General features: G+C 34.5%; 29 protein-coding genes and 1 pseudogene. 9 read left to right on the top strand and 21 right to left on the bottom strand.

Annotated elements, in window-relative coordinates; all coding sequences use genetic code 11:
* Nucleotides 1-2 precede the first annotated feature (2 nt).
* The 6 genes from RBB48_RS14350 to RBB48_RS14325 are packed head-to-tail and all read right to left on the bottom strand — an operon-like array spanning nucleotide 3 to nucleotide 2,810.
* Nucleotides 3-353: a hypothetical protein gene (locus RBB48_RS14350; protein ID WP_088063138.1), complete on the bottom strand. Its 351-nt coding sequence runs from the start codon at nucleotides 351-353 to the stop codon at nucleotides 3-5.
* A gap of 32 nt (nucleotides 354-385) precedes the next feature.
* Nucleotides 386-814, bottom strand: a complete 429-nt coding sequence (locus tag RBB48_RS14345) for a GNAT family N-acetyltransferase (protein WP_097889440.1) — start codon at nucleotides 812-814, stop codon at nucleotides 386-388.
* Nucleotides 811-1,182, bottom strand: coding sequence for a cupin (locus RBB48_RS14340; RefSeq protein ID WP_097889439.1), 372 nt, complete (start codon nucleotides 1,180-1,182; stop codon nucleotides 811-813). Before RBB48_RS14340 ends, RBB48_RS14345 begins: the two co-directional genes overlap by 4 nt.
* Before the next feature lie 12 nt (nucleotides 1,183-1,194).
* The gene (locus RBB48_RS14335; protein WP_087982712.1) at nucleotides 1,195-1,680 is read right to left on the bottom strand and encodes a GNAT family N-acetyltransferase; all 486 of its coding nucleotides are present in this window, start codon (nucleotides 1,678-1,680) and stop codon (nucleotides 1,195-1,197) included.
* Complete coding sequence (locus tag RBB48_RS14330; RefSeq protein WP_088063135.1) at nucleotides 1,677-2,237, bottom strand: 2'-5' RNA ligase family protein; 561 nt, start codon at nucleotides 2,235-2,237, stop codon at nucleotides 1,677-1,679. Before RBB48_RS14330 ends, RBB48_RS14335 begins: the two co-directional genes overlap by 4 nt.
* A 6-nt stretch (nucleotides 2,238-2,243) precedes the next feature.
* The gene (locus RBB48_RS14325) at nucleotides 2,244-2,810 is read right to left on the bottom strand and encodes a GNAT family N-acetyltransferase (RefSeq protein ID WP_097889438.1); all 567 of its coding nucleotides are present in this window, start codon (nucleotides 2,808-2,810) and stop codon (nucleotides 2,244-2,246) included.
* A gap of 136 nt (nucleotides 2,811-2,946) precedes the next feature.
* Between RBB48_RS14325 and RBB48_RS14320 the strand changes: the two genes are divergently transcribed.
* Nucleotides 2,947-3,573: a DUF1648 domain-containing protein gene (locus RBB48_RS14320; RefSeq protein WP_097908536.1), complete on the top strand. Its 627-nt coding sequence runs from the start codon at nucleotides 2,947-2,949 to the stop codon at nucleotides 3,571-3,573.
* 31 nt (nucleotides 3,574-3,604) lie between these two features.
* Here the strand turns inward: RBB48_RS14320 and RBB48_RS14315 are convergent, their stop codons facing one another.
* Nucleotides 3,605-4,732, bottom strand: coding sequence for a metallophosphoesterase (locus RBB48_RS14315; protein WP_097889437.1), 1,128 nt, complete (start codon nucleotides 4,730-4,732; stop codon nucleotides 3,605-3,607).
* A 120-nt stretch (nucleotides 4,733-4,852) separates the two neighbouring features.
* Nucleotides 4,853-5,275: a GNAT family N-acetyltransferase gene (locus tag RBB48_RS14310; RefSeq protein ID WP_087982720.1), complete on the bottom strand. Its 423-nt coding sequence runs from the start codon at nucleotides 5,273-5,275 to the stop codon at nucleotides 4,853-4,855.
* A 130-nt stretch (nucleotides 5,276-5,405) separates the two neighbouring features.
* Between RBB48_RS14310 and pdxR the strand changes: the two genes are divergently transcribed.
* On the top strand, nucleotides 5,406-6,806 hold the full coding sequence (gene pdxR, locus RBB48_RS14305) for a MocR-like pyridoxine biosynthesis transcription factor PdxR (protein ID WP_098133681.1): 1,401 nt from the start codon (nucleotides 5,406-5,408) through the stop codon (nucleotides 6,804-6,806).
* 46 nt (nucleotides 6,807-6,852) lie between these two features.
* On the opposite strand, the gene RBB48_RS14300 is transcribed toward pdxR, so the two are convergent.
* Both RBB48_RS14300 and RBB48_RS14295 read right to left on the bottom strand, forming a co-directional pair.
* On the bottom strand, nucleotides 6,853-7,698 hold the full coding sequence (locus RBB48_RS14300) for a YitT family protein (RefSeq protein WP_097889434.1): 846 nt from the start codon (nucleotides 7,696-7,698) through the stop codon (nucleotides 6,853-6,855).
* A gap of 169 nt (nucleotides 7,699-7,867) precedes the next feature.
* Nucleotides 7,868-9,076, bottom strand: a complete 1,209-nt coding sequence (locus RBB48_RS14295; protein WP_088609019.1) for a macrolide family glycosyltransferase — start codon at nucleotides 9,074-9,076, stop codon at nucleotides 7,868-7,870.
* Between the two features lie 386 nt (nucleotides 9,077-9,462).
* Here RBB48_RS14295 and RBB48_RS14290 point away from each other — a divergent pair, with 386 nt between their 5' ends.
* The 3 genes and pseudogenes from RBB48_RS14290 (at nucleotide 9,463) to RBB48_RS14280 (ending at nucleotide 11,957) form a co-directional block, all read left to right on the top strand.
* Nucleotides 9,463-10,341: a protein kinase family protein gene (locus RBB48_RS14290; protein WP_097906682.1), complete on the top strand. Its 879-nt coding sequence runs from the start codon at nucleotides 9,463-9,465 to the stop codon at nucleotides 10,339-10,341.
* A 23-nt stretch (nucleotides 10,342-10,364) separates the two neighbouring features.
* Nucleotides 10,365-11,251 (top strand): annotated as a pseudogene (locus RBB48_RS14285) (GNAT family N-acetyltransferase).
* Entirely contained in the window at nucleotides 11,244-11,957 is a 714-nt protein-coding gene (locus tag RBB48_RS14280; protein ID WP_097889431.1) for a class I SAM-dependent methyltransferase, read from the top strand. The pseudogene RBB48_RS14285 and the gene RBB48_RS14280 overlap by 8 nt, the downstream one beginning before the upstream one ends.
* 20 nt (nucleotides 11,958-11,977) lie before the next feature.
* On the opposite strand, the gene alr is transcribed toward RBB48_RS14280, so the two are convergent.
* Entirely contained in the window at nucleotides 11,978-13,153 is a 1,176-nt protein-coding gene (gene alr / locus RBB48_RS14275) for an alanine racemase (protein WP_033662679.1), read from the bottom strand.
* 171 nt (nucleotides 13,154-13,324) lie between these two features.
* On the opposite strand from alr, the gene RBB48_RS14270 reads away from it, so the two are divergent.
* Nucleotides 13,325-13,786: a DinB family protein gene (locus RBB48_RS14270; RefSeq protein WP_097889430.1), complete on the top strand. Its 462-nt coding sequence runs from the start codon at nucleotides 13,325-13,327 to the stop codon at nucleotides 13,784-13,786.
* Nucleotides 13,787-13,793: 7 nt separating this feature from the next.
* On the opposite strand, the gene RBB48_RS14265 is transcribed toward RBB48_RS14270, so the two are convergent.
* The 4 genes from RBB48_RS14265 to RBB48_RS14250 form a co-directional block, all read right to left on the bottom strand.
* Nucleotides 13,794-14,570, bottom strand: a complete 777-nt coding sequence (locus RBB48_RS14265; protein ID WP_306007782.1) for a Cof-type HAD-IIB family hydrolase — start codon at nucleotides 14,568-14,570, stop codon at nucleotides 13,794-13,796.
* A 6-nt stretch (nucleotides 14,571-14,576) separates the two neighbouring features.
* A complete protein-coding gene (locus RBB48_RS14260; RefSeq protein ID WP_033656322.1) occupies nucleotides 14,577-15,167 on the bottom strand; it encodes a histidine phosphatase family protein in 591 nt (196 codons plus the stop codon).
* Nucleotides 15,168-15,429: 262 nt separating this feature from the next.
* The gene (locus RBB48_RS14255; protein WP_088063126.1) at nucleotides 15,430-16,401 is read right to left on the bottom strand and encodes an SPFH domain-containing protein; all 972 of its coding nucleotides are present in this window, start codon (nucleotides 16,399-16,401) and stop codon (nucleotides 15,430-15,432) included.
* A 2-nt stretch (nucleotides 16,402-16,403) separates the two neighbouring features.
* The gene (locus RBB48_RS14250; RefSeq protein WP_087982739.1) at nucleotides 16,404-16,832 is read right to left on the bottom strand and encodes an NfeD family protein; all 429 of its coding nucleotides are present in this window, start codon (nucleotides 16,830-16,832) and stop codon (nucleotides 16,404-16,406) included.
* Between the two features lie 275 nt (nucleotides 16,833-17,107).
* On the opposite strand from RBB48_RS14250, the gene RBB48_RS14245 reads away from it, so the two are divergent.
* Entirely contained in the window at nucleotides 17,108-18,325 is a 1,218-nt protein-coding gene (locus RBB48_RS14245; protein ID WP_141542754.1) for an MFS transporter, read from the top strand.
* Nucleotides 18,326-18,370: 45 nt separating this feature from the next.
* Here the strand turns inward: RBB48_RS14245 and RBB48_RS14240 are convergent, their stop codons facing one another.
* The 5 genes from RBB48_RS14240 to spoIIP all read right to left on the bottom strand — a co-directional run bounded on the left by RBB48_RS14240 (nucleotide 18,371) and on the right by spoIIP (nucleotide 23,127).
* Nucleotides 18,371-19,846, bottom strand: coding sequence for an amidase family protein (locus tag RBB48_RS14240; protein ID WP_097906684.1), 1,476 nt, complete (start codon nucleotides 19,844-19,846; stop codon nucleotides 18,371-18,373).
* A gap of 184 nt (nucleotides 19,847-20,030) precedes the next feature.
* Nucleotides 20,031-20,477, bottom strand: a complete 447-nt coding sequence (locus tag RBB48_RS14235; RefSeq protein WP_076537077.1) for an NUDIX hydrolase — start codon at nucleotides 20,475-20,477, stop codon at nucleotides 20,031-20,033.
* 23 nt (nucleotides 20,478-20,500) lie between these two features.
* Nucleotides 20,501-21,241, bottom strand: a complete 741-nt coding sequence (locus RBB48_RS14230; protein WP_088609016.1) for a M15 family metallopeptidase — start codon at nucleotides 21,239-21,241, stop codon at nucleotides 20,501-20,503.
* 11 nt (nucleotides 21,242-21,252) lie between these two features.
* Nucleotides 21,253-21,750 carry a GNAT family N-acetyltransferase gene (locus tag RBB48_RS14225; protein WP_141542753.1) on the bottom strand — a complete coding sequence of 166 codons (498 nt, stop codon included), beginning with the start codon at nucleotides 21,748-21,750 and terminating at the stop codon, nucleotides 21,253-21,255.
* A 222-nt stretch (nucleotides 21,751-21,972) separates the two neighbouring features.
* A complete protein-coding gene (spoIIP, locus tag RBB48_RS14220) occupies nucleotides 21,973-23,127 on the bottom strand; it encodes a stage II sporulation protein SpoIIP (RefSeq protein WP_088609015.1) in 1,155 nt (384 codons plus the stop codon).
* A gap of 89 nt (nucleotides 23,128-23,216) precedes the next feature.
* Between spoIIP and RBB48_RS14215 the strand changes: the two genes are divergently transcribed.
* Both RBB48_RS14215 and RBB48_RS14210 read left to right on the top strand, forming a co-directional pair.
* Complete coding sequence (locus RBB48_RS14215; RefSeq protein WP_088609014.1) at nucleotides 23,217-23,513, top strand: hypothetical protein; 297 nt, start codon at nucleotides 23,217-23,219, stop codon at nucleotides 23,511-23,513.
* Between the two features lie 4 nt (nucleotides 23,514-23,517).
* Nucleotides 23,518-23,823 carry a hypothetical protein gene (locus RBB48_RS14210; RefSeq protein WP_048543104.1) on the top strand — a complete coding sequence of 102 codons (306 nt, stop codon included), beginning with the start codon at nucleotides 23,518-23,520 and terminating at the stop codon, nucleotides 23,821-23,823.
* Here RBB48_RS14210 and RBB48_RS14205 read toward each other — a convergent pair.
* Complete coding sequence (locus RBB48_RS14205) at nucleotides 23,796-24,323, bottom strand: DUF1572 domain-containing protein (RefSeq protein WP_088063120.1); 528 nt, start codon at nucleotides 24,321-24,323, stop codon at nucleotides 23,796-23,798. The two genes, RBB48_RS14210 and RBB48_RS14205, sit on opposite strands and share 28 nt — an antisense overlap.
* Nucleotides 24,324-24,334 lie beyond the last annotated feature (11 nt).

Below are 24,334 nucleotides of genomic sequence, written 5' to 3'. Positions count from 1 at the left end.
TTTTATACATATTGTGCTAATCCAGCTTCAAAGGCTTTTTTATCATTATTTAGTACACCAAACAATGCTTCTTGAAGCGCAAATGTACTTTTATAAAAATACATTCGTTCCTTTACTGCTTCTAAATTAGGATAATGAGCTGAAAATAGTTGTAAAAACTCCTCTCCATAACTAGCTAATTCTATTCGAAGTTTTTGAATACCTTTTTCATATTTCGGAAAACGGAATACTACATTATCATTTACAATTAATACATCATTATTTTGGCCAATTTCATTTATATAAGCTGATCTTATTTGTAATTCAGGACACACTCTTTGTAAATACGAAACATACTCATTTTCTTTTCTCATTCTTTCCCCTCTCCCGTTCAAGCCTATTGTTCTCACTTCAAAGTCATAATTACCTGTCTTTCAACAAAACCAAACTCTTCGTACATCTCTTTCGCAAAATTCCCGGCAAATACATTTAAGCGAATTTCTGAATACGTCTCCTTCAATTCCTTAATACCAGCTTCCATCAGTTCTTTCGACAGTCCTTTCCCTCGATATTCTGGAAAAACGTATAACTCATATATAAATCCAAGTTTTTCACGAGAAAAATAGTCTGTATTTTCCCCTATTAATACCCATCCTATTACTTTCTTTTCTTCTTTAATAACTAAATAATATGCTCCCTTTTCCACTATTGGCTTTGTAATTTCAATCGCTTTCTCTATACTTAATCGACAATTCCCTCTTGTCCCTTCAAAAAGTGATTGAGCTGCATACTGTAAGATTTCATTCGTTTCTTCTCGATTCGCCTTTTCTATCATTTTTCACAACTCCACTCATTAATAGGCATTACTATCGCTTGTTCAAGTTCCTCCGACTCAATCACAATTGCCAGCAATCCCTTTTCCGTAATCGTTTCATGAAATTCGCCCTTCTCCCAAAACACAGCCTGTCCCGCTTCCACCTTCACATTTTCTTTATCTGCTCCGCATACATATCCTTCTCCATCCACAATAAGAAGCAGCTGTGATACAACTGCTTCATGATATCCAATTATTCCATTCTCTCGTAAATGCATAGCACCAATATGTACATTTCCTTTATGGTTTAATATTTTTGACATTATGAAATTAGATTGAAATGCTGAGATTTTCTTTCCCACTTTTTCACTAAAATCAAAAATTTTCATTACTAATCCTCCCTATACGTATAAAACCATCCTTACTGTCTGCATCATATGTCCTTCAAAATCTTCTTCAAATTCCTCTAATTGTGCAAAACCTTTCGCTTCATAAAAACGTTTTCCTTTTTCATTCGCTGCTTCTACATGAATGTATAGTTTCCGAATTCCTTTTAATTCCGTTAACCCTTTTTGTAATAAAGCACTTCCTACCCCTTTCCCTTGCTGATCTGGTAACAAATAAATCGCTCCTAATTCTGCTTCGTTTTGCAATCTAACAGGTGAAAAATTCGCAAAGCCAATTACTTCTCCCTCTTCTTCCGCAACGAATAAATGTGTATTTTCAAGACGATATTTCATTTTTTCATCAGAATAGGCCTCGTCTAAAAATCTGTCTTGAATCTCTCTCGGAATAATGCTTTCGTATGTATCATGCCAAGCTATTTTCGCTACGGATTGTACAGCGTGAATATCTTCTTGCTTCATTTCTCTAATTACATATGTCATCTCGTTGTCTCCATTCTCTTTAACTTATATTCTGCTAATATACTAGAAGAAATGGCAGAACCATTTTCATAATTCACTTTAATTAATTTTAATTTCTCAATTGAAGCTGTTGCATAATCAAATTTTTCATATATATATTCCATTACACTTAAAAACTGATTTGCATGTAACTTATTTGCAATCGTGCAATGCGGAACCCATTTTCCTGGTACATAATATGAATTTAAATTATCATGAAAAGTTTTAAAATTATCATGATAAGAATGATGAAGTTTTAACAATTCATCTGTAATGGTCGGTGCTAAAAAGATCGTTCCATTAGTAGGAAAAACTCCAACAGAAGGAAAATTTATTGCAGCCATATTTTCTTGAACAGCTACAAACTCCTCTAATTTCTTAGTATATAAGTTAACATCTACCTCATTGTAATCAGCTAATGTAATATGAGGTTCTACTCCGGCTAATTGATTTGTGCCAATGATATTTGTTATTTCATTTTGTAATTCTATAATTTTATTAGTAAACACACGATCAAATGTAGCAATAATAGCGTACATACTTTCTCACCCCTTCGTTACATATAACGCTTCCCATTCTTCACGAATCATTCCCATTCGAATAGAATCATAGTACGTCCCGTTATAATAACGACATTTTCGCATCCTACCTTCTAAGCTCATTCCTATTTTCTCCGCTACTTTCATCATTCGTTCATTGCCAGACCAAGTCGTGATTCCTACTCTGCCAATCTCCATCTTTTCAAATAGTAAATCTCGATATAACGTTAACGCCTCTGTACCATAACCACCATTCCAGTAATTTGGATTATAAATAACAAGCCCTATCTCTAACCAACGCGTCGGTTTATATTCCCAATAAAACCCGATTGTCCCTATAATTTGACCGTTATTTTCTATAATTAAATTGGATAGAGGTTCCTCTTTTAAACGAGTTTTCATCTTCTCTTTATAAGACGAGTATTCTTGCATTGAAAACGGAAAATACGGTGCATCCCATTTTTTCCATTCTGGATTTTCTTCTTTAAATACGAGATCCCATAATGTTTTTATATCTGATTCTTCAATTGCACGAATTGTAACTTTATCCCCTTTTACTCTTACGTTTTGCATAATTTCCTCCTACACTCCTCTTTATTTCATATATAATTATAATGTTTTTTCAGAAAAATCAAAACAAATATCGTTTATTATATTGTATAATTTTGTTATAAGATACCACTTATTCATGTGGAGAGCTGGTGATTCAATGAATAATCGATTTAGTATTGCTTTATTTCTCACTATTATTACAACAAATATTATTCTCTATTTCTTCTTACCATTACGTATTGTTACGAAATGGGACTTCAATGGAACGCCTACATCAACAATGGATAAAAGCACTTTTGTTATCGTAAATATAATTATATGTACCTTCTTATTCTTTTTATTTTTAGCTTTATCTAAAGCAGCGAGTAACCAGAAATTTCTCCTTTGGATTGGCAACACAATTTTACTATTTTTATTTTTTGTCGATATTGTCATTGCTCTCATCGCTCTTGGCTTCACTCTTCCTCTTGATCATTTCATATTTTTAGCATTAGGGCTTTTATTTATATTAATAGGCTATTTCAGTTCCAAAATCGATACGAGTAAATCAACGGTTTCATTGGAATGGAATGATAAACATCTTGAAAAAAGAGCTTCAAATATTTGTAGTATTTCAATGATAATAGCAGGTATTTTCCTAGCCGGGCTTCCATTTATCGTTCCTGTTCCGTATAGAGGTTATGCTATAATCGCAATTATTTTAGGAATGACGCTTGCCATTTTACCGAGTACGATTTACTTACTTATGAAAGACAGCAAGCAATCTACTCATTTAAAAAGGTAATAAAAAAATAGGAGGTTCTATACCTCCTATTTCAGCTAAACGTTTTCTTTTTCATTTTTTCTATCTCAACTAAAATCCCTTTCTCTATCCAGCCTTCTATCCCATCTCTTTTCACTAAATCATATCCTGAACAGCTTCCATCAATGAGAGAAACAATGTCCCCTTTCCTTACACATATTTGTGCACAAGAAATATCGGTTTTCACTGTGTAATCACCTGACTCAAGCTGCCTAATATATTCATTTTTCACATAAAGTAATGTATTCGTTTCCTTTTGCTTGCATATTGTGTATTCTTGCACCTTCTCCATCGGCTCTATGTAATAATATGGATATGTTACCCCGCCCTGCATTTCTGAATTCGCATTAAAATCTGCTATCACTTCAAACTCTGGAAAATAGTCTACATATGTATAAGAAAACATATCACCTGCTGGTTTCCTTTGAATGATAAATGCGTTTAATTGCCCTGCCTCTTTAATCGCATTTCCCCCATCCATCGCAATAATCTTTTTCTCCTTATCAATAACTGGATTATTAGACGGTGCTTTGTCTGAATAGTTTACAACAGGCCAATGACCGACAACTACATATTTATGTGCTCTATGTGATTTATTGAAAAACTCCGGCATTGCTATCGCATTTTTTCGTTCTGTCTCTTTCCAATCTTCTCTATCTTCAAGGCCAGCATGTACAAAAATATAATCTTCTGTTTCAAGCGCTGTTGGCAATTCTGTCAGCCACTTTATTTCTTTTGAAAAATGGCTCATTAATACTTCCCTTACTTTTTGAATAGGCGTACCTTCATGAATAGAGAAATGCACACACTCTAACCATTCATTAAAAATCGAATGCTTTCTCGTACATAAATAATTGATAAGACCAGGATTTTCATTTAAAAGCGCATCAACTAAAACTTCACAATTCCCTTCAACAACGTGAACATTTGAATTGTTCTTTACAAGATTCATAACGTAGTTTACGACGCCGATGCTGTCTCTTCCTTTCTCACAAAGATCACCATTAATAATTAAATAATCTTCATCTTTAAAGTTAACTTTCTGTAGTACTTCTTTTAAAAGAAGTAATTCTCCATGAATATCAGATATTACGATTACTCTAACATCATTAGGAATTGATAGTTTCTTTATTTTTTCCAAGTGTAAGCGCTCCAATCATTCTCTGTATTATTTACAAAAAAACAATTCAACAACTTAAATTATAAACCTTTCTAAATGAAATAGGTTCTATATATTATGTCATATAGAACCTATCCTTCTTTATAATTCTTTATAAAAAGAAAAACTTACCTTATCATAACCTTCTCTTTCATAAAAGCGGTGAGCGTCTAATCTAGGAAACGCTGATGTAAGAACGATGGACTCACATTCGTTTTCTTTTCCCCAGTTCTCTATATAGGAGAGTAATACATTCCCATACCCTTTTGAACGATGTGCTTCTGCTGTTACAAGGTCATATACGAAAACATGTTTCTCATTATAAAAATTCGTACAAATCGCTACACCGGCTAGACTAACTGCTTCATCTTCTTCATTACGTAGCGAAAATAGTTTATAATTCTCTTCTTTCATTTTTTGAAACAAAGAACTTGCTTCTTCTCTTGAAAGTTTCGTTCGTAACTGCTGTAATACGGGAAATACATCATGTAAATCCGCTTCTGTTACTACTTCTCTAATATTCATTTTGATTCTCCCCTTACTATTTATAAAATTTTCTAAATGTTATATCATCATTATAGAAAGCCACTGCCCTTAGCTTAAGTGACAGTTTTATCTTTTTTTATAAGGCCAGTATGAAAAGGAGCGTCTACGAATGGATCTGACTATCCCATTAGTATTACAAAGTAAAATACCCCTTTACTTACAAATTTATGAATATATGAAACGAGAAATCTCTCATAGATCACTATGTGCCGGTACACGCCTTCCTTCTCACAGAAATTTAGCAGTACAACTTAATGTGAGCCGTATTACAGTGGAATCCGCTTATCAACAATTACTAGCTGAAGGGTATGTAGAAAGCAAACCGAAACGTGGGATTTTTGTTGCAGAAGTTGATATGGATGTCATTCAAAAGAAACAGCAAATTGCGTCAAACAGTGCTAACAATAAAGAAAACGAACAATATGATTATGATTGTAGTCAAGGACTTATTGATCAAAAAGCTTTTCCGATAACAAACTGGAAAAGAGCAATACACGAAACTTTATTTCAGTATGAAAATGAATTATTTGCTAAGGAAGATCCACAAGGTGAGCTCGTTCTACGAGAACATATTTCAAAGTATTTATATCATGCTCGTGGGGTACATTCTTCACCTGATCAAATTATTATTGGAGCAGGTACGCAGCCTCTTCTTTGGCTACTACTTCAACTACTTGGTTCAAAAAAGGAATTCGGAATCGAAAACCCTGGATTTCACCGTATTCCTGCTATGATTCAAAGTTCTGGTCTTACCGTTCACCCCATCCCTTTAGATGATAAAGGAATTCATATTTCCGCTTTACGTGAATCGGGTTGCAATGTAGCGTATGTCACTCCATCTCACCAATTTCCACTTGGAATCATTATGCCATTATCTAGAAGACTCGAGTTATTAAAATGGGCGAATGATTGTAAGGGCTATATTATTGAAGATGATTACGACGGGGAATTCCGTTATATAGGAAAACCTATTCCTTCTTTACAAGGACTAGATGCAAATGAACGTGTTATTTATATGGGAACTTTCTCGAAATCTTTTTTACCTTCTTTACGAATGGGATACATTGTTTTACCACCTCATCTGTTAAGAGCCTATGAAGAGCTTGGTGGTATGTTTAAACAAACTGTTTCTACGCTGCAGCAACTTACCTTTGCCACCTTTATTCAAAATGGTGATTGGGAACGTCATATTAACCGAAGTCGGACGTTATATAAAAGAAAACATATTTCTTTAATTAAATCTATTACAAACGAGATGGGAAATAACGTCCATATACTCGGTGAACAATCCGGACTTCATATTGTACTTCACGTTCATAACGGGATGAATGAACAAGAACTTATTCATGCAGCCGCAAAAGAACGTATTAAGTTATACCCTCTCTCCACATACGATTCTGTTCATAATGTAATGGATGAGTCGTATGTATTGCTCGGTTTTGGCAGTATTCCAGAGGATCGTATCGAAACTGTAGTTCAATTACTGAGAAAGGCCTGGTTCCCTAAATAAGAATAGCTCCACGTAAGTTATACTTACGTGGAGCTATTTTCATTCACTATTTTTCTGTTCTCGCTGCCCTTCCTGGCCGCTTAACACCAGTTGTTTCTGTTGAATAGGAAGCTTCAATGATAGCAGTTGGATCTACAGAGAGAACGAGATCTTTCATTTTGGGATAAATGAAACGGTTTGTAATACAATAAATGATTCTCTTATGTTCTCCTAAAAAACCACCTTCTCCATGTAGATACGTAACGGATAATTGCAATTCTTTCATAAGCAGATCGCCTATTTCTTTATTTTTACCAGAAATAATCATGACGCTCTTTCCTTGGTTAATACCATCTAATATGAAATCAATCATCTTCGTAACAATATAGAAAATTGCTAATGAGAACATCGCTTGTTCGATTGAAAATAAAATCGCTACAAATGTGAAAATAACTGCATTTACAGCAAGTAAAAATGTACTAATCGGTACTTTAAAGTGTTTGTTCATCCAAACCGCTAACATTTCTGATCCATCTATTGCGCCACCCATTTTAACAACAATCCCAACGCCTATTCCAAACAGTACGCCACCATAAAGTACAATTAATAATTCAGAAGTTGTAATCGCCGGAAATGGTTTTAAATAGATTAATCCGAGTGTTGTAACTACATTTGCATAAGATGTACGGATGAAGAACTTCTTCCCCATTACTTTTGCGGTAAATAGCAGGATAGGAATATTAAGTCCTAAAAACACTCCGTAAAGCGGTAATCCAGCAACTTTATTTGCCATAATAGCAATGGCCGTTACCCCACCATCTACTAAGCCATTAGGTGCTAAAATAAGCTCTAATGAACCCGCTACAATAATCGATCCAATTGTTAATAATACGTATTCAAATACTCTTTTCATTCATTACCCCCAAAACTTATATATTTTCTTAGTATTATTTTAACGTAATTTTACTACTAATTCAAAGATATGAGTTTATATACACAAAAGTTTCACCTTTACAGTGATTTTTTATGTAATTTATTTACAGAAACACACTTACGTATTACAGTAAGTGTGCTCCAAACATTTATTTAAGTTTTAAGTATGAATTCATTTTCATTTTTAATATTTCATCAACTGCCCTATTATACCCACCAGCATTTCTAAGGGACTCACCAACTTTACGACTATTTTCTTTAAATGTCACATCATCCATTACTTTTTCTACAGTCTCACGTAACAATTCAGAACTTAATTCTTTACGATTAATCCTTATTCCAGCCCCTACTTCACTCACTCGTTGCGCAACTAAAGGCTGATCTCCTGTTACCGGAATTACAACTAACGGGACACCGTAATATAGTGCTTCACTCGAACTATTCATACCACCGTGTGTCACGAATACATCAGCATGCTGTAATATTTCTAATTGCGGTACGTAATTATACAACTTAAAGTTATTCGGAATGTTTTCAAATTGATTTAAATTTATCTTCTTACCAACAACTAATACGACTGTCGCTTCTACATCTTTAAACGCTTCAAAACATTTTTCATATAGTTCAGGTTGTTCATTAAAAACTGTTCCCATAGAAATGAAAATCAATTTTTCATCTTTTAAATCTTCCATAGAAAAGCTGTCTACTTCTTTTCGAGTAGCAATTGATGGGCCGACAAACTTATACGATTCATCGAATACATCTGAACGCGGCTGGTATTCTTTTGAAGTATATACAATAGTAATATCACCAGGATGATTCATAATATCATACATACTATTACATTTCATTCCATACTGCCTATTCCATTTTTCCATTCCCGCTAAACAAGATTGATATAACGGATTCGTTTCATCTACTTGTCTTGATTCTTGTTCATCATTAAAATTAATGTACTGATTAAAAGCAAATGTTGTACAAGAAGAAACGCTAGGTAATTTTAAAATATTGGCTATAATACGTCCTACGGGAAAATGATTATCGTATAGCAAGTAATCGTACTTTTCCCCTTTTGTTTCTTCTACAATTTGAGTCACAATACGCTCTGATGCTTCAATCATATGAGATAGCATCGTCAAAGGACTCCCACCTTCATTTACTCGTTCCATAATATTAATTTGAGAGAGGAAATTCTCAAACACTCGGAATTCTGCACCTGTTGCTTCAATCTTCTTTCTATAATCTCCAATACAATACGAAACAACTGTCTCCCCTCGCCGAATTAACTCACTTACAATAGCTAAAGTCGGATTTATATGACCTTCTCCGGGAAAATTTATTACGAGTACATTTGCCATCATATTCTCTCCTATCTAACAATATTAATAGTTAATTATATTAATTAATTTAAAACTATTATAAAGGAATCTATTCTACTTCTTCATATTTTTCACTTCATTTTATTATTGAGAAATATTTTTCATAACCTACATTATAACTCTTATAAAAGTATGCTTAACCTTTCATTTATTGAAAAATACGGGAGTTACATTCAGGCATTTTTACAGATTTATCATCAGAAACATTATTTTGATAATTCATACAAAAGTAGAAAAATATAATTTCCACACTGATTTCTCACTATAAATTTATTTAAGTTCTAAGTTGTCCTCATCATTATCCACTTGGAACATATTCTGTTATATAATGAATTTATAGAATTTACAGAAAAAGAGGTAACTTCATGCTACAACAACTATTCACTTCACCTATTTTATCTATTCAAGCTTTACACCCAGGTTATGAAGACCATGCAAGCGATGTGTTTCTCGTCCGAACAGAAGATGCAGAAGTCATCGTTCGTTCTTCTAAAATGAATGAAGAGCCAAATAATGATTTTTGGTGGGGATGTAAAAACCTATTTGGAATTGATCCAAGGAACGTACATCATTTAAAAGCTGTACATACATTGCTGCAAGAACATACTAATCTTCCTATCCCAACAATATTAGAAAAACATATTTTAAATGGCCGTGAATTCGTTGTAGCCGAAAAGTTAGTAGGTAACACAGTTCAATCTTTTATCGGGCAACCAGATTCTATTTTATTCAGTCTAGGAAAAGGGCTTGCAGAAATACATACATTTAAAGCCGATTACATAGGAAATGTGTCAGGTTCCTTCCAAATTACACTAGATGAATTCCAATCACACATTTTAAATGTGAGTAAAGAGCTTGTGAATATGTTTTATTCCGATAATGAAAGCATACAAAATGCATTTCCTACTTTTGAATCACAACTTTCTTCCTTACCAGCACCAAAGGAATCAACGCTCGTTTTAATTGATATGGACCCTACTCAGTTTTTATCAGATGGTACAACTATTACGGGATTAGTAGATACAGAAGCCTATGCCGTTGCTCCCCGGGAGTTTGATTTTATAGGCTTAGAATATGTGTTTACAGAAAAAGAGGCACATGCTTTTAAACAAGGTTACGAAACCATTATGCCCCTTCCTCATCTTGCAGAATGTAGACCTCCCTATCGATATTTGTACCGGTTATTATCTGTTCAGGGCAGTGTGGAGTTAAAAAAGTGGCTTAGTCATCCATCCTATTTTTAAATACGAATGAGAGGGGTTATGAAATGAATATTGAACAAAAGAAATCTTTAATAGCAAACGAAATTCAGCAAATGAAAGATTTAGCTCATATTTGTGGGCAACACGATCAAATTGATTACTCATCAGATTTACATATAAACTTTTTAACTGCTCGCAATAATGAAGAGGTATATGATTTCCTATTTTATGATAATACTCAATTAATCGGTGCATTAAGTATGTATGATTTTGAAAGACCGACAAAACTGGAGTTAATAGGGTTTGTTCATCCGAACTATAGGAAACAACATATAGGCACTACTCTTTTACAAACCGCAATGAAAGAAATACGAATAAGAGCGGCAGATGAAGCTCTTCTTATTATGAATGGGGATTCTGCTTCTGGGAAAGAATTTGCAAGACATATGAAGTTACCTTATTTATATAGTGAATATAGTATGGATTTCAAAGCTAAAGAAGTTCAAAAAACAACAAAGAATTCTATACAGCTTACTCTTGCATCTTCAGGGTCACTTCTTGATCTTATTGAAATTTCTAGTAAAGCTTTTGGAGATTCAGCAAAAATACCGCTACATGGTTACAAAAAATGATGAATTCCCCTTCCTATCAAGTTTACTGTGCTCTTATCGACGAAAAAGTGATAGGAACGATTACAGTTTCTGAGCAAGAACAATCTACTACACTATCAGGATTCGCCGTTCATCCTTCTTATCAAGATAAAGGATACGGAAAAGATATTCTTAGTTATATGGTACATACCCTTATTACAAAAGGAATTTCAACAATTGAATTAGACGTCGAAACGAAAAATAACCACGCTTTAAAACTATATACACAATGTGGTTTTGAAATGAAAAAGAAGCATGACTATTATAATGTAATGAATCTTGAGGTGAATACATATGTGTAAAAAACTAATTTATTCTGATTATGATATTTTCGCATCCATTTATAATAAACATTGGGGGCATTATGCTGAACACTCCTATCTACTTTTGGAAAAACTCGTTTTACAATATGCACCACCACATTCTCATATTTTAGATCTTTGCTGCGGGACTGGTCACCTTACTAAGAAATTAATTGATAATACTTTTTTAGTAACTGGAATAGATGGTTCTGCTCAAATGATTGAATACGCACGTCAAAACGCGCCAGACGCAACCTTTATCGTCGATGATGCTCGTTATTTCAATATAAATGAGCAATTTCACTATGTTATCTCTACTGGCGATAGCTTAAACCATATTTTAAAATTAGATGAATTAAAAAATGTTTTTCATAATGTTTACTCCGTATTACATAGCGAAGGTACATTCGTATTTGATATGAATATGGAGAAATGTTTTCTTGAAAATTGGATTGCTTCATTTCATATTTCAGCGGAAGAATATGTATGTACAATTGATTCTACATATGATAAAGAAAATAAAAAAGCAGAAATGAACTTTATACTATTTCAACATGACATAGATAATAATTGGAAAAGAAGTGACTTTTCTTTTGAGGAAGCTTGTTATTCCAATGAAGAAATAATTTCTTCATTGGAATCTGTAGGTTTTAAGAACATTCAATTACACGGTACAAACAGAACATTTTTCATTTGTCAAAAATAAAAAAACTGAATCATAACGATTCAGTTCTTTCTTAGTATATTTACGACAGCAGCCGTTTCATTATTTTCTTTATACACTCGCGGGATTCTTCTGTCTAACATACAAGTAACTTCATAGTTAATTGTACCTAACATATCCGCTACTTCTTCTACCGCAATTTCTTCTTCACCTTGTTTACCGTAGAATACTACTTCATCCCCAACTTGTACTGGCATTGCTTTTGAAACGTCTAACATAAGTTGATCCATACAAACACGGCCAATAACAGGTACTCGAACTCCATTTATTAATGCATGCCCTTTATTAGATAACTGACGATTATATCCATCAGCATAGCCAATCGGTACAGTTGCAATCCATTCTTCACCAGTCGTTACATACGTATTCCCATAACTTACACCGCGATTCTTCTTCGCATGTTTAATATGAGCTACTTTTGATTTTAATGACAACGCAGGCTGTAAAGAAACGACTGCATGATCTACCTCTTTTGAAGGATACATTCCATATATTCCAATACCTACACGAACCATATTTTGAAATGTATTGCTAAGCTCCATTGAACCTGCACTATTTGAACTATGAATATATGGAATATGAATTCCTAATTCTTTTGCTGCATTGACAGCTTTCTCAAATAAACTTGTTTGCATATTCGTATATGATTTATCAATTTCATCTGCCGTAGAGTAATGTGTAAACATTCCTACTACCTCTACATACTCCATACGGTTTAATTCTTCTAAAAATGGTTTAACCTCTTCTTCTTGTAAACCGATACGACTCATTCCTGTATCAATTTTCACTTGAATTTGCGCTTTCTTTTGAAGACGGTTTGCGATTTCATTTATACCTTGTAAATCTTCACTTCTATAAACAGTCATCATAACGTCATATTGAATTGCCTCTTCCGCAGCTGCTACTGATGTATAACCTAAAATTAAAATCGGCACGTTAATTCCTGCTTCTCTTAACTCTATCGCTTCATCTACAAATGCAACTGCAAGCTGATCTATTCCTACTTCAATAGCAGCTTTCGCAACTTCAACCGCCCCGTGACCATACCCATTTGCTTTTACAGCAGCCATCATTGCAATATTTTCATCATTCACACGTTTTTTAAATTCTTTTACATTATGTTTTACTGCATTTAAGTCAACTTCAATAATTGTATCTCTTCCATATTTCAAACTCATTGGTCTAACTCCTAACTCAATAATTGCATTCCATTCTATTTCACGTTTCATATGACCTTTTACAATATAATACTTTTCAATATGCTAGTCAAACTACTAGAATTTTCGGAATTTTGAGTATGATATAATACCCTTAAGAAACTATTATATACGGAGAAGAGGAGAATTACAATGTTTGTACAATCTGCATTGCATCAACTACAAGTTGCTGTTGATACTTCTATTCAAATGCTTAACCAATATAATGAAGATAGTTTAAAAATACAACCAATTCACTCGAAGCGAGCTTTATTTGAAATGTGTGCACACCTTTCTCTGATTTGCCATGCGGATTTACTCATTTTAAATGGTAGTACTGAAAAACAACTACACACTTTCTATAAAGAACAAACACCCGAAACAATTACGCAAATGCAAAAAACGATGCTACAGGGCTACGATGTACTTTCTAAAATTTTTTTATCCTATTCCAATGAAGAATTAGCGGAAATTAAGACTGCTTATTGGGGTATTTCTTATTCCCGTTTTGAATGGTTGCTTGAAATTGTTGCACACTTTTATCATCATCGTGGGCAAATTCATATTTTATTGTGCGAGCACATTAAAGATCCTAACATACCTTTATTCCAATAAAGGTATGTTAGACGACATGAAACTTCTCTAAAGCAAATAAAATACCACCTTCACTCGCCTTCTTTGTAACGAAATCAGCTTTTGTTTTTATTACTTCTCCGCCATTCCCCATCGCAATTCCTAATCCTACATATTGCAACATCTCAATATCGTTTCCACCGTCACCAAAAGCAATTGCTTCTGATTTACAAATGTTTAAGTGATCCAATACTTTTTGAATTGCGGTGAGCTTCGATACTTTATTATCTTCCAATACATTTATGACATAACCATGAAAACGGTCGAATGTAAACATTGGGTATTTTTCAATAAATTTTTGAGATTCTATTTCATCCGCATACAAACATAAACAATAGATCTCTTCAGACAAATCCTTGCTTTTTTCAGGGTACTCCCCTAAATTTAACGTCTCGCTAAGTGCTTGCATTACACGCTCATTATCTGAGGCTATTCCGTTCATTGTAAAATCCTCAGTAAAATAAGAAACGCCGTGACCATGTAATTCTGCAAACTCTGAGATATCATGAACGATTTCACTTGAAAGTACCGATTTATGTAGAACTGTTTCCCCACACTTAATATGTGCACCATTTGCAGAAATAATTGTATGTATGCCCAGCTCTTTAAATTGTGAACATAAGCTATATGGTCTCCCTGTTGTAACAACTACGTGAATTCCTTTATCTATTAATCTTTGTATCGCTTCTTTTGTACTTTCGTGCATACTTCTATCAATCTCACTTAAAAGCGTACCGTCAACATCAAAAAACACTACTTTGTACACGGGTCTTTACATCCCGTCCAAATGATTCGTATCATTAATGAAATGTACCGTTTTTTGTTCGCCATCAATTTCAATTAAGCTTATTCCCGTATCTCCCATTTTAAAATAATAGTCCATTGAAATGGGCATTTTGAAAAACGCACGTAATAGACTATTTATTACACCACCGTGTGCAACGATTGCTATCCGTTCATACGTATTCTCTGTCACGATTTTAGAAAAGATTCCTTCTATTCTCATTCTAAATTCAATAAATGATTCCCCATTTTCAAAACGGTCATGAAGAAACTTTGGCTCTGGATATTTCTTTGCTTCTTCAAAAGATAAGCCTGCTTGCACTCCGTTATTAAACTCCATTAATTCCTCTTCTAGTTGAATTGGGCATCCAATTCCTTCAGCTAACGTTTCACCAGTTTCACGAGCACGCTTTAATGTACTTGCCCAAATGAAATCTGGTGGAAAATCTGCTTTCACTTTCTGTACAAGCCTTTGCACTTGCTGTCTTCCTTTTTCTGTTAATTCAAAGTCAGCTCGCCCTTCATGTACGTTTAAGATATCAGCTTCTGATTCTCCGTGGCGTATTAGCAGTATTTGCATTTTTTCTCCACTCCCTCGTTTAATATCCACAAAATCCCATTATATCATACTCTGAATTTTCTATTACAAAAATATATTACTGTACAGTTGTTCAACCCGTTTTAATAAACGAGTTATTCCACTTAACAATTACAAGCACTCTAAACTTATAATTCTTTTAAAAGTGAAAAGAAAATCCATCTTCATAGTAGCAAAGAGGCTAATATTTTTTATCTAGATAAAAACAAAAAGAGAAACGGCATTCCATTTCTCTTTTTCACTCTTATTGTTCTTTTTGTGTATCTGAAGAAGGCAATTTCTTCGCTTGTTTTTCTTTAAAGATTTCTCCAATGGCCCCGAGAGTACCAAGCGTCTCAATTGCATTAGATGGAATAAAGACTTTATTTGCTGGCCCTTTTGCAACCTCAATCAATGATTCAAATGATTTATAAGCAAGTACGCGTTCATCTAAATCTGCTGCACGAAGTAATTCAATCCGATTTTGTTCTGCTTTTGCAATTTCCTCAATCGCTCTTGCTTCCCCTTGCGCTTCTAATTCTTTTGCTTCCTTTATACCTTCAGCTTCTCGAATACGTGCTTCTTTATCACCTTCAGCCATTAAGATTTTACTTTGCTTTTCACCTTCAGCACGAAGAACTTTATCTTGTTTTGCAGCTTCAGCTTCTAAAATGATCGCACGTTTATTACGCTCTGCTTTCATTTGTTTTTCCATTGATGCTTGCACATCTTTCGGCGGATTAATATCAACAACTTCAACACGTTCAATACGAACGCCCCATTTTTCTGTTGCTTCATCAAGTGCTAAGCGAATTTCTGTTGAAATTTTTTCACGACCTGATAACGTTTCATCCAGTTCCATATTACCAATGATTTGACGCATCGTTGCAGAAGTAATGTTACGAACACCATATTCATAGTTTGAAATACCATATGTCGCAAGTTCCGGTTCCACAATTTGATAGAAAATAATTGTATCAATCTCTACTTGTACATTATCTTTCGTAATTACCTTTTGCGGTGGTACATTCGTTTGTTGAATACGTAAGTCATGATATACACGAACTCGATCTACAATCGGGATTAATAAATTTAATCCTGGCTGCATAACACGTTGAAACTTACCAAATCTTTCAACGACTCCAACTTTTTGCTGTGGAATAATTTTAATTGTTAACGCGATAAATGTAACAACAATTAGTGCTAAAATAATCGTTAATGTTAATGCTACTGCCATATTTATTCACTCTCCTTTTTAACTTGTAATATAGTACTATTCCTCTTTATAACAATAACTTTTTCTCCAACATCAATTGGATCATCTGCAATAGCTGTCCAAGTATCTCCATCCACCTTCACAATACCATTCGCTTCATTTGTAATCGCTTGCATAACAATGCCTTTTTTACCGACAAGCAAATCTACTGTATCAGTAAACCCTTTTGCTTCTCGAAAGTTTTTTGAAATTCTTTTCGTAAAGAAAGTCAATGTTAAACTTACAATCGCACCAGCAACAACTTGTAACAGTAGTGCTTCAGGGGCAAACAAAGCAATTAGACCTCCGACAACAGCTCCAATTCCAAGCCAAAGCATATAAAACGTAATCGACAACAGTTCCGCAATAAATAAAATACCAGCTATTATAAACCAAATTACCCAAGCAGCCATATGCAACCCTCGCTTTCTTTCTCATTTTCTATATGTATATGAAGAAAAGAATGGTTTATCCGCCCTTTCTTATACCGGGGCATTTACTACAAGCTATTGTACATATTCACTGTTATAAAAAGCATCAATAAAATACTATATTAATATATTCTTCATTATACATGACATTCCCTTTCAAAAAATGACAAAAAATTAAATTCTTTCACAATTCCAACTTTCAAATTATAATTATTCTAACTATTGGAAGGTTTTTCCTCAGGAAGGTTGTGTACTTATTGCAAAATCGTTCACTAATTTACTATTTAGGCTCTAAAATATGCATTACTCTCGCTGACATCGTATACATCATGATTATTACAACTCATATGTATATCACAACGAAATCAGCTACATTAACCGCGCTTTTTCCATTAGTACAAGTCATAACTAATCTTATAGCAAATACATCTGCACCACTTATCATGAATCGTTTTTCATCTTATTCCTTACTTTTCACACTACAATGGACAAAAACTGTTCTATTATTTTTATTAATGATATTATTCCCAGCCCTTTCCTCAAACGTTGTAACACTATTCATTTTCATTTTTTTCATTTCTTTATGTAGCGGCTGGAGCGCACCGTTATTATACGGTATCCTTCCTCGCCTTACACGAAAAGAACAATTAGTAAAAGTAAATAGTATTTTTTCCTTTTCCACACAAATTGCGCAAGCCGCTGCTTATTCATTTACAAGTGTTATAGTTCTTCTTATCGGTGCTACTTCTACACTCATGATGAATAACATTTTGATGATTTTTGGGTGTGTTGCACTACACGTTTCATTACGTTCCATACATACTGAACGAGTAATTGAACCTTCTTCTTCAAAAGGCGCTGCTTTACTGGAAGGTTGGAAACTCTTATTTCAGAACCCCTCTCTCCGTACCGTTACATGTATGGACTTAATTGAGACTTTCGCAGGGACGATATGGATCGGCGCTATTACGATGGCTTATGTAACAACTGTCCTTCATAAAGGAGAAGAATGGTGGGGATATATTAACACAAGTTATTATGCGGGGACGTTAATTGGCGGGATATTAGCGTGGAAAATGAGTACATACATTCAAAACAATTTAATACGCTCCATGGCGATAGGCTCCCTTATGTTTAGTATTCTTACATTTTTATATGGTATGACAAGTAGCGGGTTTATTGCGCTTTTTCTATGCGTTCTAATGGGGCCATGTTATCAAATTAGAGATATTTCTCAAACGACGGTTTTACAATCCAGCGTTGCTCCTTCTTTATTATCCAAAATGTATACAGCACACGGCGCACTTCTTTCAACAGCTTCTGGTCTTTCTATGCTTAGCGTTGGCATTATTACCGACCTGTTCGGTGTTCGTACTATTTATATTCTCGCTTCTATCCTTATATTGTGCTCTGCTTGTTTATCATTTAACTTATTAAAATATGATAAAACAGAGAAAAAAGATATTTCACTTTAATGAATAAAATAAATAGGACAGGAATTCCTGTCCTATTTATTTTATTCATGATAAGTTAGGGATTTTCCGATGCTTTGTCGCTTGTTCAAAAGCGTATGCTAGTTTAATCAAAGTCCCCTCAGAAAAAGCAGTGCTTGCAAGAGTAATTCCAAACGGTCTTCCGTTATCCATATATCCCGCAGGTATCGCTATAGACGGATAACCTGCTTTCGCACATATAGTCGAGCCGATATAGGAAGGGAATAGAATCGCATCAAGATCATATTTTTTCAGTGCAAAATCAATACCTTGTTCTTGTGAAAAATATATATCTGCTAATCTTGCATTTAAATATTCTGGATTTCTTAACGTATTAGGAAAATCTTTTCTTCTTTCTAACTTAGTTTGTCCATATTTTAAAGCTCTTTCAGCTATGTTTTCATTAAACGCCATTAACTCTGAAATAGAATGTACTGGCATAGTAGAAGGTAATTTAGAAAGATAGTTATCTAAACTATGCTTTAATTCATAGAGCGATACTCCCCAGCTCCATTCTCTATGAAAAGACGGAATATCAATATTTTCTACTACTGTTGCTCCCTCACTACGCAATACTTCAATCGTTTCCTTAAACAATTTTTCATCATATTCACCAGTTTCATAATAATCTTTTGGTGCATTGCTATATACACCAATCTTTGCTCCATGTAAACCGTTAACATCAAGATATTTTGTATAATCATGTTCTGCTATACCTTCACTTTTATGAGTAGCTACATCCTTCTCGTCTACCCCAGTTAAACTCCCTAGCAAAATAGCAGCGTCTGTAACCGTTCTAGCAAATGGACCAGCTGTATCTTGCGAATACGTGAACGGAATAATGCCTCTACGACTAATTAGACCAACAGTCGGTTTAATACCGACTACAGAATTTTGAACAGCCGGGCTTAAAATAGAAGCATCCGTTTCCGTTCCAACAGATACTACTGTAAAGTTAGCAGCAACTGCAATCGCAGCCCCCGTACTAGAGCCACCAACAAACATATCATCCTCGCCCGTCCCATATGGATTGATTGTTTGTCCACCTCTTGCACTATATCCAGCCCACATGTCAAAAGACATTGCATTTGCTAATTCTGTCATATTTGTTTTTCCTATTATTACTGCTCCTGCTTCTCGAAGTTTCGTAACGAGAAATGCATCTTCACTACTTATATTTTGTTCCAGGGCAATCGTACCTGCACTTGTATGCATAGAGTCATTCGTTTCAATATTGTCCTTAAGTAAAACAGGTATACCATGTAATGGTCCCCGTCCACCTTTTGTCTTTCTTTCATAATCTAACGCTTCTGCAATAAAAATAGCGTCTGGATTGATTTCTAAAATAGAATTGATTTTTGGCCCTTCTTGATCATATTTCGCGATTCTATGAAGATAATACATAACTAATTCTTTTGAAGTTAATTGCCCAGCTTCCATCGCTACTTGTATATCATGAATTGTTAATTCTTTTTGTAATCGAGCATTGAACTGAATCTCCATCTTCATTCTCCTTCTTTAAAAGCTTTTATTGATAACGTGTATCTATTACTTTTTCATTTTCTCCGCTCCTCGCATATACAACTACAATCCCTTTCAAAGAGTTCAACTTACCAATGTAAAAACCTTTTATTTCCTGAAAAATAAAAAGTCTGAAACGATTAAATTTCCGCTTCAGACTCTTTTATTACTTTACATATACCTCATCTAACAAATGTAAAAACTCACCTTGTTTCCCAGCTAGTGCAGGGCATTTTGCAATATCAATCCATTCGTAGCAAAATACTAACCCTTGATCTTCCTCACCGGCACTTACAATATGTTCCCAATCATCTTTTACATCTGTTAGTAAAGTTACGTGGAAAAAATGCCGCTTTTGATATTCCTTTTTCTCTTTCACAAGTATGATGTAATCGGCTAGGAATCTTTCTATGCATAAATGACGTAATCCAGACTCTTCCTGTACTTCACGTAAAATTGCTGCTTCTAACGTTTCCCCTTCGTCAACTGTTCCCCCTGGTACTTGTATACCAGCTTCAGGTATATCACGATGTTTAAAAACAAGCAGTTGCATAACTCCTTCTTTTTCTCTTGTCACATATGCGTGTACTTTTTTCTTATATAACACCGTCATAATCCTTCTCTCCCCTCAATTGCTCACTGCGTTACTTCTTCAAGCGTCAGTTGATTTTCATATAAATATGTAGCTTGTGGGTTACCCACATACCTTACGTGCCATGGTTCATATCGATAGCCCGTAAGCGATTCTTTCTCTTTTGTATATCGAATTACAAACCCAAATTTATGGGCATTTTCAGACAGCCACTGTCCTTCTTTCGTTTCACCAAAAATTGTCTCTAGCTGAAACTTAGCAGCTTGAGATGTAATATCCATAGCAAGCCCTGTTTGATGTTCACTCGTACCAGGAACCGCACTCGACATCGCTGTTTTTACTGCTCCATCTTGCTTTTTATACATCGTATTTAATGCTTTTTGTCGATCGAAAGATCTAAATCCCGATACTGCAAATAAGAAAATATGCTCCTTATCAGCTTGCTGAAACATTTCCTCTAGCGCTCCTGCTGCTTCTTTCCTCATTTTTTTCTTTTCTTGATCACCTTCACTTGAGTAGCGCACTTTCGGAATAACTAAATCTGGCGGTCTGTATCCATCTGGTAAACGTCTACTTTTATTCACAAGCACAAGCATCGAATTCGGATTACTAATTACCGCAATATCACCATCCATATTGGCAATCGTTTCTTTCGCTTTCGGAAATATGTTATTCACATTTACCTCGCGCGCCTGCTTATCCTTATACATTTTATAATTGATTCCTGCTACTCCAACAATGAGTATCATCGCTACGATACCAAGTAGTATCCATCTTTTTTTCATATAACGACCTCTTATTTTAATAATTTGGCCATTTCATACTCATCGATGTTCTCTCCACCGATAATAAGAGCTGCTCTTTTGACACCTTCTTTCTCAAATCCAACTTTTTTATATAGTGCCTGAGCTCTTGTATTGTGGGCCATTACCGTTAATTCTAAACGCCATACATCATGTAATCTTGCCCACTTCTCAGCCTCTTTAAACAATCTCGTCCCAATACCTCGCCCGCTATACTCTTGCAAAATACCAATTACAATACTTGCTACATGTCTCTTTCTTTGAATATGATTTCCATTCACTAAAATAAACCCTACTATACTTCCTTCTTCAACTGCTACGAATATTGTTGCATATTCATTTTCTATAAAGCGATGAATCATTTGTTCTTGTTGCTCGGCTGTAAATTTTCTTTCGCCTGGTTCATATAGCATAAATTTCGTTTCTTCATCTAATTGCTTACTTAATTGCAAAAATGGTGCTGCATCTTCTATTTTGATCTCCCTAATCACTTCTATCACCCTACCCGTTTTATAATAAAAAGTTTTCCTTGTAAAAAGATTTTCTCTACTTTCCCGAAAATCCCTTTGTAAATCTCCCAGTATAATTTGACAAATTTCGATATTACTATAACAACGACAAATTATGTCTATTCTGTGACGTCTCATCATGACAAAAAACGCAAGCTTTACACTCACGTTTTTTCAGACTCTCCCACAAATTTATGTTTCATTTTATCCATTCACCTTTTCTGCCTGCCAGAAATATTCACCAAATGCTTTAGCAAGGGCATCAATCGATCGATTTAGTTCTTCCTCCGTATTATCTACGCCACCAACTTCAATTAATATCGCTTGTCCTGATAAGTCTTGATTGTAGACACCATTTCCTGTTTGGAATCCTTTTTGAATGACACCACGACTCACTCCTGGATATTTCTTATTAATTTCCTCATGAAGAGCTGTTGCTAATTGTAAGTTCTTTTCATAATTTTTATTGCCTTTCCCTATTACGAAAGCAAGCTTTGCATATGATTTATCTCCAATTGCTTTTGTCGTGACATTTTTCCGAGCACTATCACGATGCAAGTCAAAGAAGTACTGCAGTTCTTTATTGCCTGTCATTGCTTCTTGTACAATTTCCCGTGACACTTTGTAAGAACTATTACTATTTAACCCTTTACTAATCAACTTTTGGCCGACATCAGTCTTGTCGTTAGTAGCTCCTATCCCTTCACTTTCTAATTGTTCACGAAATCGATCGCCCACTATTGAAATATTAGTGACGGAACTTGTTGCTTTATTCGGATTTGGATCGTTTGCTAAATTTAGTAACGGCAAATAAGATTCCCAACTATGCGAATGATAAATAAGCGCAACTTGTCTTTTTCCTGTTGTTTGAGCCGGTTGCTTTTTCTCTTTGTTCGTATTCGGCTTTTGAGCCTGTCCACCTTCACCAGTTCGTTCTTTTACCACTTCTTCAAGCGGAACGCTCGACTCTATCGGTAAGTTAGAGTAATTTGTCCCTTCACCCGCAATAACAATTTCTGTATCGTACTTTCCAAAACCAGGTAGCTCTTTTCCGACAAAACTGCGTACATCATTAAAACGAATATTCGTAGCCATAGAAAAGAGAAACGAAGAAATTGAAAAATCTTGATTTAAATTTCGATACTCCTGTGTAAAATAATGATTCTCTTTCCCAAGAACGTACATGTAACCATTCATCGATAACTCATTTAACCAATTATATAAATACGTTGACTTTGTCTCTTTCATAGAGGTTACCATCATACTAATAAGAAAAAAAGTCGCTAGTACTGTAGTAATAATAAATAAAACTAACTTACGTACACTTGTGAACTTCACATAAAAAAAGCCTCGATTCATACTATCACCCTCTCTATTTCAAGTTATGTACAAGCTCTAGAGAATAGACCGTCTAAATTCCGGCTATATTGTTAATGAGGTGAAATGAATTGAAGCTACTAATAGGAACATTACCCATTGTACTATCATTTATTTTTTATTGGCTTGCTAAGCATCCTACAATCCGTGTTGCTTTACATATTTCAGCGTACTTAGCACTTTATGTACTCGGTACAATTATTTCTATTAATATATATGATGTTTTAATACAAGATTTAGTTTTCATGACAAGCATTCATGGAATTTTACTAAATCCATTTTTTCTTATATCAGGAGGATATATAGGGATATACACCTTGCACTTAATCTTGTCTTACGTTATTACGAAAATAAAAAATGGAGCGTAATAAAATGCAACCACCATTCATCTGTCATACATGCAAAAAAAGAATTGTGCGAAAGAAAGATCTTATTATTGCCACATCGTACTTCCGCTTTTATTTATTTCACAGTGATTGCTTTAAACGACAGCAAGTGTTCATCTCACGATTTATCCCTGTAAATACGCTTTTTAATTTCTTTCTTATTATATACGGACTTATTTTTGGCAGCATGCTTATGATTACAGAACCATCTATTATTTGGGTGATTTTCTTATTTCCCATTTTATATCGGTTTCTTTCCTATTATTATGTTGAACGTTTTTTCTCTACATAACGTGCAGACTGTCCTCTAGGAATACTTAGACATTCCCACTCATTTTCTTTTAACATCTTCCCAATGTAAATAATCTGTCCAATATGCAAAGCATAATGAGAAATTTGTCTTTCAATTGCTTGCATGACAGTATGTGCTTCACCGCGAATATATACCGTCTGTAATAAATCTTCTGGCGTTAGCACATGCATCGTTTTCAAAACATATTCCCATCCTTCATTCCATGCTGCGAGAACCTCTTCCTTAGAATGATAACCATCTTCAAATTCAGCGTCTCGGTTACGATTTATTTTTTCACCATCAGATGTTAAAAAATCCGTCCATCTAGAACGCATATTACCTTGCAGATGCTTTATAATAACCGCTATACTATTTGTTGCTTCATGAGAAGACCATTCAATCTGTTCATATGATAATTGAGAAAGCACCCGTTCCCCTTGTTTCTTTGTTGCTTCAAAATTCGAAATGGCACATTGTAAATATTCTCGTCCAATATCCATGTTCCCCCGCC

Origin of the sequence: Bacillus sp. MMSF_3353, from assembly GCF_030733445.1 — a bacterium.
In the GTDB taxonomy this organism is placed as follows: domain Bacteria; phylum Bacillota; class Bacilli; order Bacillales; family Bacillaceae_G; genus Bacillus_A; species Bacillus_A wiedmannii.
This window is presented reverse-complemented; position numbering and strand designations above follow the sequence as displayed.

Excerpts from the sequence above, each read along its gene's own strand:
- RBB48_RS14350 (WP_088063138.1), bottom strand. The coding sequence starts at position 353 with ATGAGAAAAGAAAATGAGTATGTTTCGTATTTACAAAGAGTGTGTCCT.
- RBB48_RS14345 (WP_097889440.1), bottom strand. The coding sequence starts at position 814 with ATGATAGAAAAGGCGAATCGAGAAGAAACGAATGAAATCTTACAGTAT.
- RBB48_RS14340 (WP_097889439.1), bottom strand. The coding sequence starts at position 1,182 with ATGAAAATTTTTGATTTTAGTGAAAAAGTGGGAAAGAAAATCTCAGCA.
- RBB48_RS14335 (WP_087982712.1), bottom strand. The coding sequence starts at position 1,680 with ATGACATATGTAATTAGAGAAATGAAGCAAGAAGATATTCACGCTGTA.
- RBB48_RS14330 (WP_088063135.1), bottom strand. The coding sequence starts at position 2,237 with ATGTACGCTATTATTGCTACATTTGATCGTGTGTTTACTAATAAAATT.
- RBB48_RS14325 (WP_097889438.1), bottom strand. The coding sequence starts at position 2,810 with ATGCAAAACGTAAGAGTAAAAGGGGATAAAGTTACAATTCGTGCAATT.
- RBB48_RS14320 (WP_097908536.1), top strand. The coding sequence starts at position 2,947 with ATGAATAATCGATTTAGTATTGCTTTATTTCTCACTATTATTACAACA.
- RBB48_RS14310 (WP_087982720.1), bottom strand. The coding sequence starts at position 5,275 with ATGAATATTAGAGAAGTAGTAACAGAAGCGGATTTACATGATGTATTT.
- pdxR (WP_098133681.1), top strand. The coding sequence starts at position 5,406 with ATGGATCTGACTATCCCATTAGTATTACAAAGTAAAATACCCCTTTAC.
- RBB48_RS14300 (WP_097889434.1), bottom strand. The coding sequence starts at position 7,698 with ATGAAAAGAGTATTTGAATACGTATTATTAACAATTGGATCGATTATT.
- RBB48_RS14295 (WP_088609019.1), bottom strand. The coding sequence starts at position 9,076 with ATGGCAAATGTACTCGTAATAAATTTTCCCGGAGAAGGTCATATAAAT.
- RBB48_RS14290 (WP_097906682.1), top strand. The coding sequence starts at position 9,463 with ATGCTACAACAACTATTCACTTCACCTATTTTATCTATTCAAGCTTTA.
- RBB48_RS14280 (WP_097889431.1), top strand. The coding sequence starts at position 11,244 with ATGTGTAAAAAACTAATTTATTCTGATTATGATATTTTCGCATCCATT.
- alr (WP_033662679.1), bottom strand. The coding sequence starts at position 13,153 with ATGAGTTTGAAATATGGAAGAGATACAATTATTGAAGTTGACTTAAAT.
- RBB48_RS14270 (WP_097889430.1), top strand. The coding sequence starts at position 13,325 with ATGTTTGTACAATCTGCATTGCATCAACTACAAGTTGCTGTTGATACT.
- RBB48_RS14260 (WP_033656322.1), bottom strand. The coding sequence starts at position 15,167 with ATGCAAATACTGCTAATACGCCACGGAGAATCAGAAGCTGATATCTTA.
- RBB48_RS14255 (WP_088063126.1), bottom strand. The coding sequence starts at position 16,401 with ATGGCAGTAGCATTAACATTAACGATTATTTTAGCACTAATTGTTGTT.
- RBB48_RS14250 (WP_087982739.1), bottom strand. The coding sequence starts at position 16,832 with ATGGCTGCTTGGGTAATTTGGTTTATAATAGCTGGTATTTTATTTATT.
- RBB48_RS14240 (WP_097906684.1), bottom strand. The coding sequence starts at position 19,846 with ATGGAGATTCAGTTCAATGCTCGATTACAAAAAGAATTAACAATTCAT.
- RBB48_RS14235 (WP_076537077.1), bottom strand. The coding sequence starts at position 20,477 with ATGACGGTGTTATATAAGAAAAAAGTACACGCATATGTGACAAGAGAA.
- RBB48_RS14230 (WP_088609016.1), bottom strand. The coding sequence starts at position 21,241 with ATGAAAAAAAGATGGATACTACTTGGTATCGTAGCGATGATACTCATT.
- spoIIP (WP_088609015.1), bottom strand. The coding sequence starts at position 23,127 with ATGAATCGAGGCTTTTTTTATGTGAAGTTCACAAGTGTACGTAAGTTA.
- RBB48_RS14210 (WP_048543104.1), top strand. The coding sequence starts at position 23,518 with ATGCAACCACCATTCATCTGTCATACATGCAAAAAAAGAATTGTGCGA.
- RBB48_RS14205 (WP_088063120.1), bottom strand. The coding sequence starts at position 24,323 with ATGGATATTGGACGAGAATATTTACAATGTGCCATTTCGAATTTTGAA.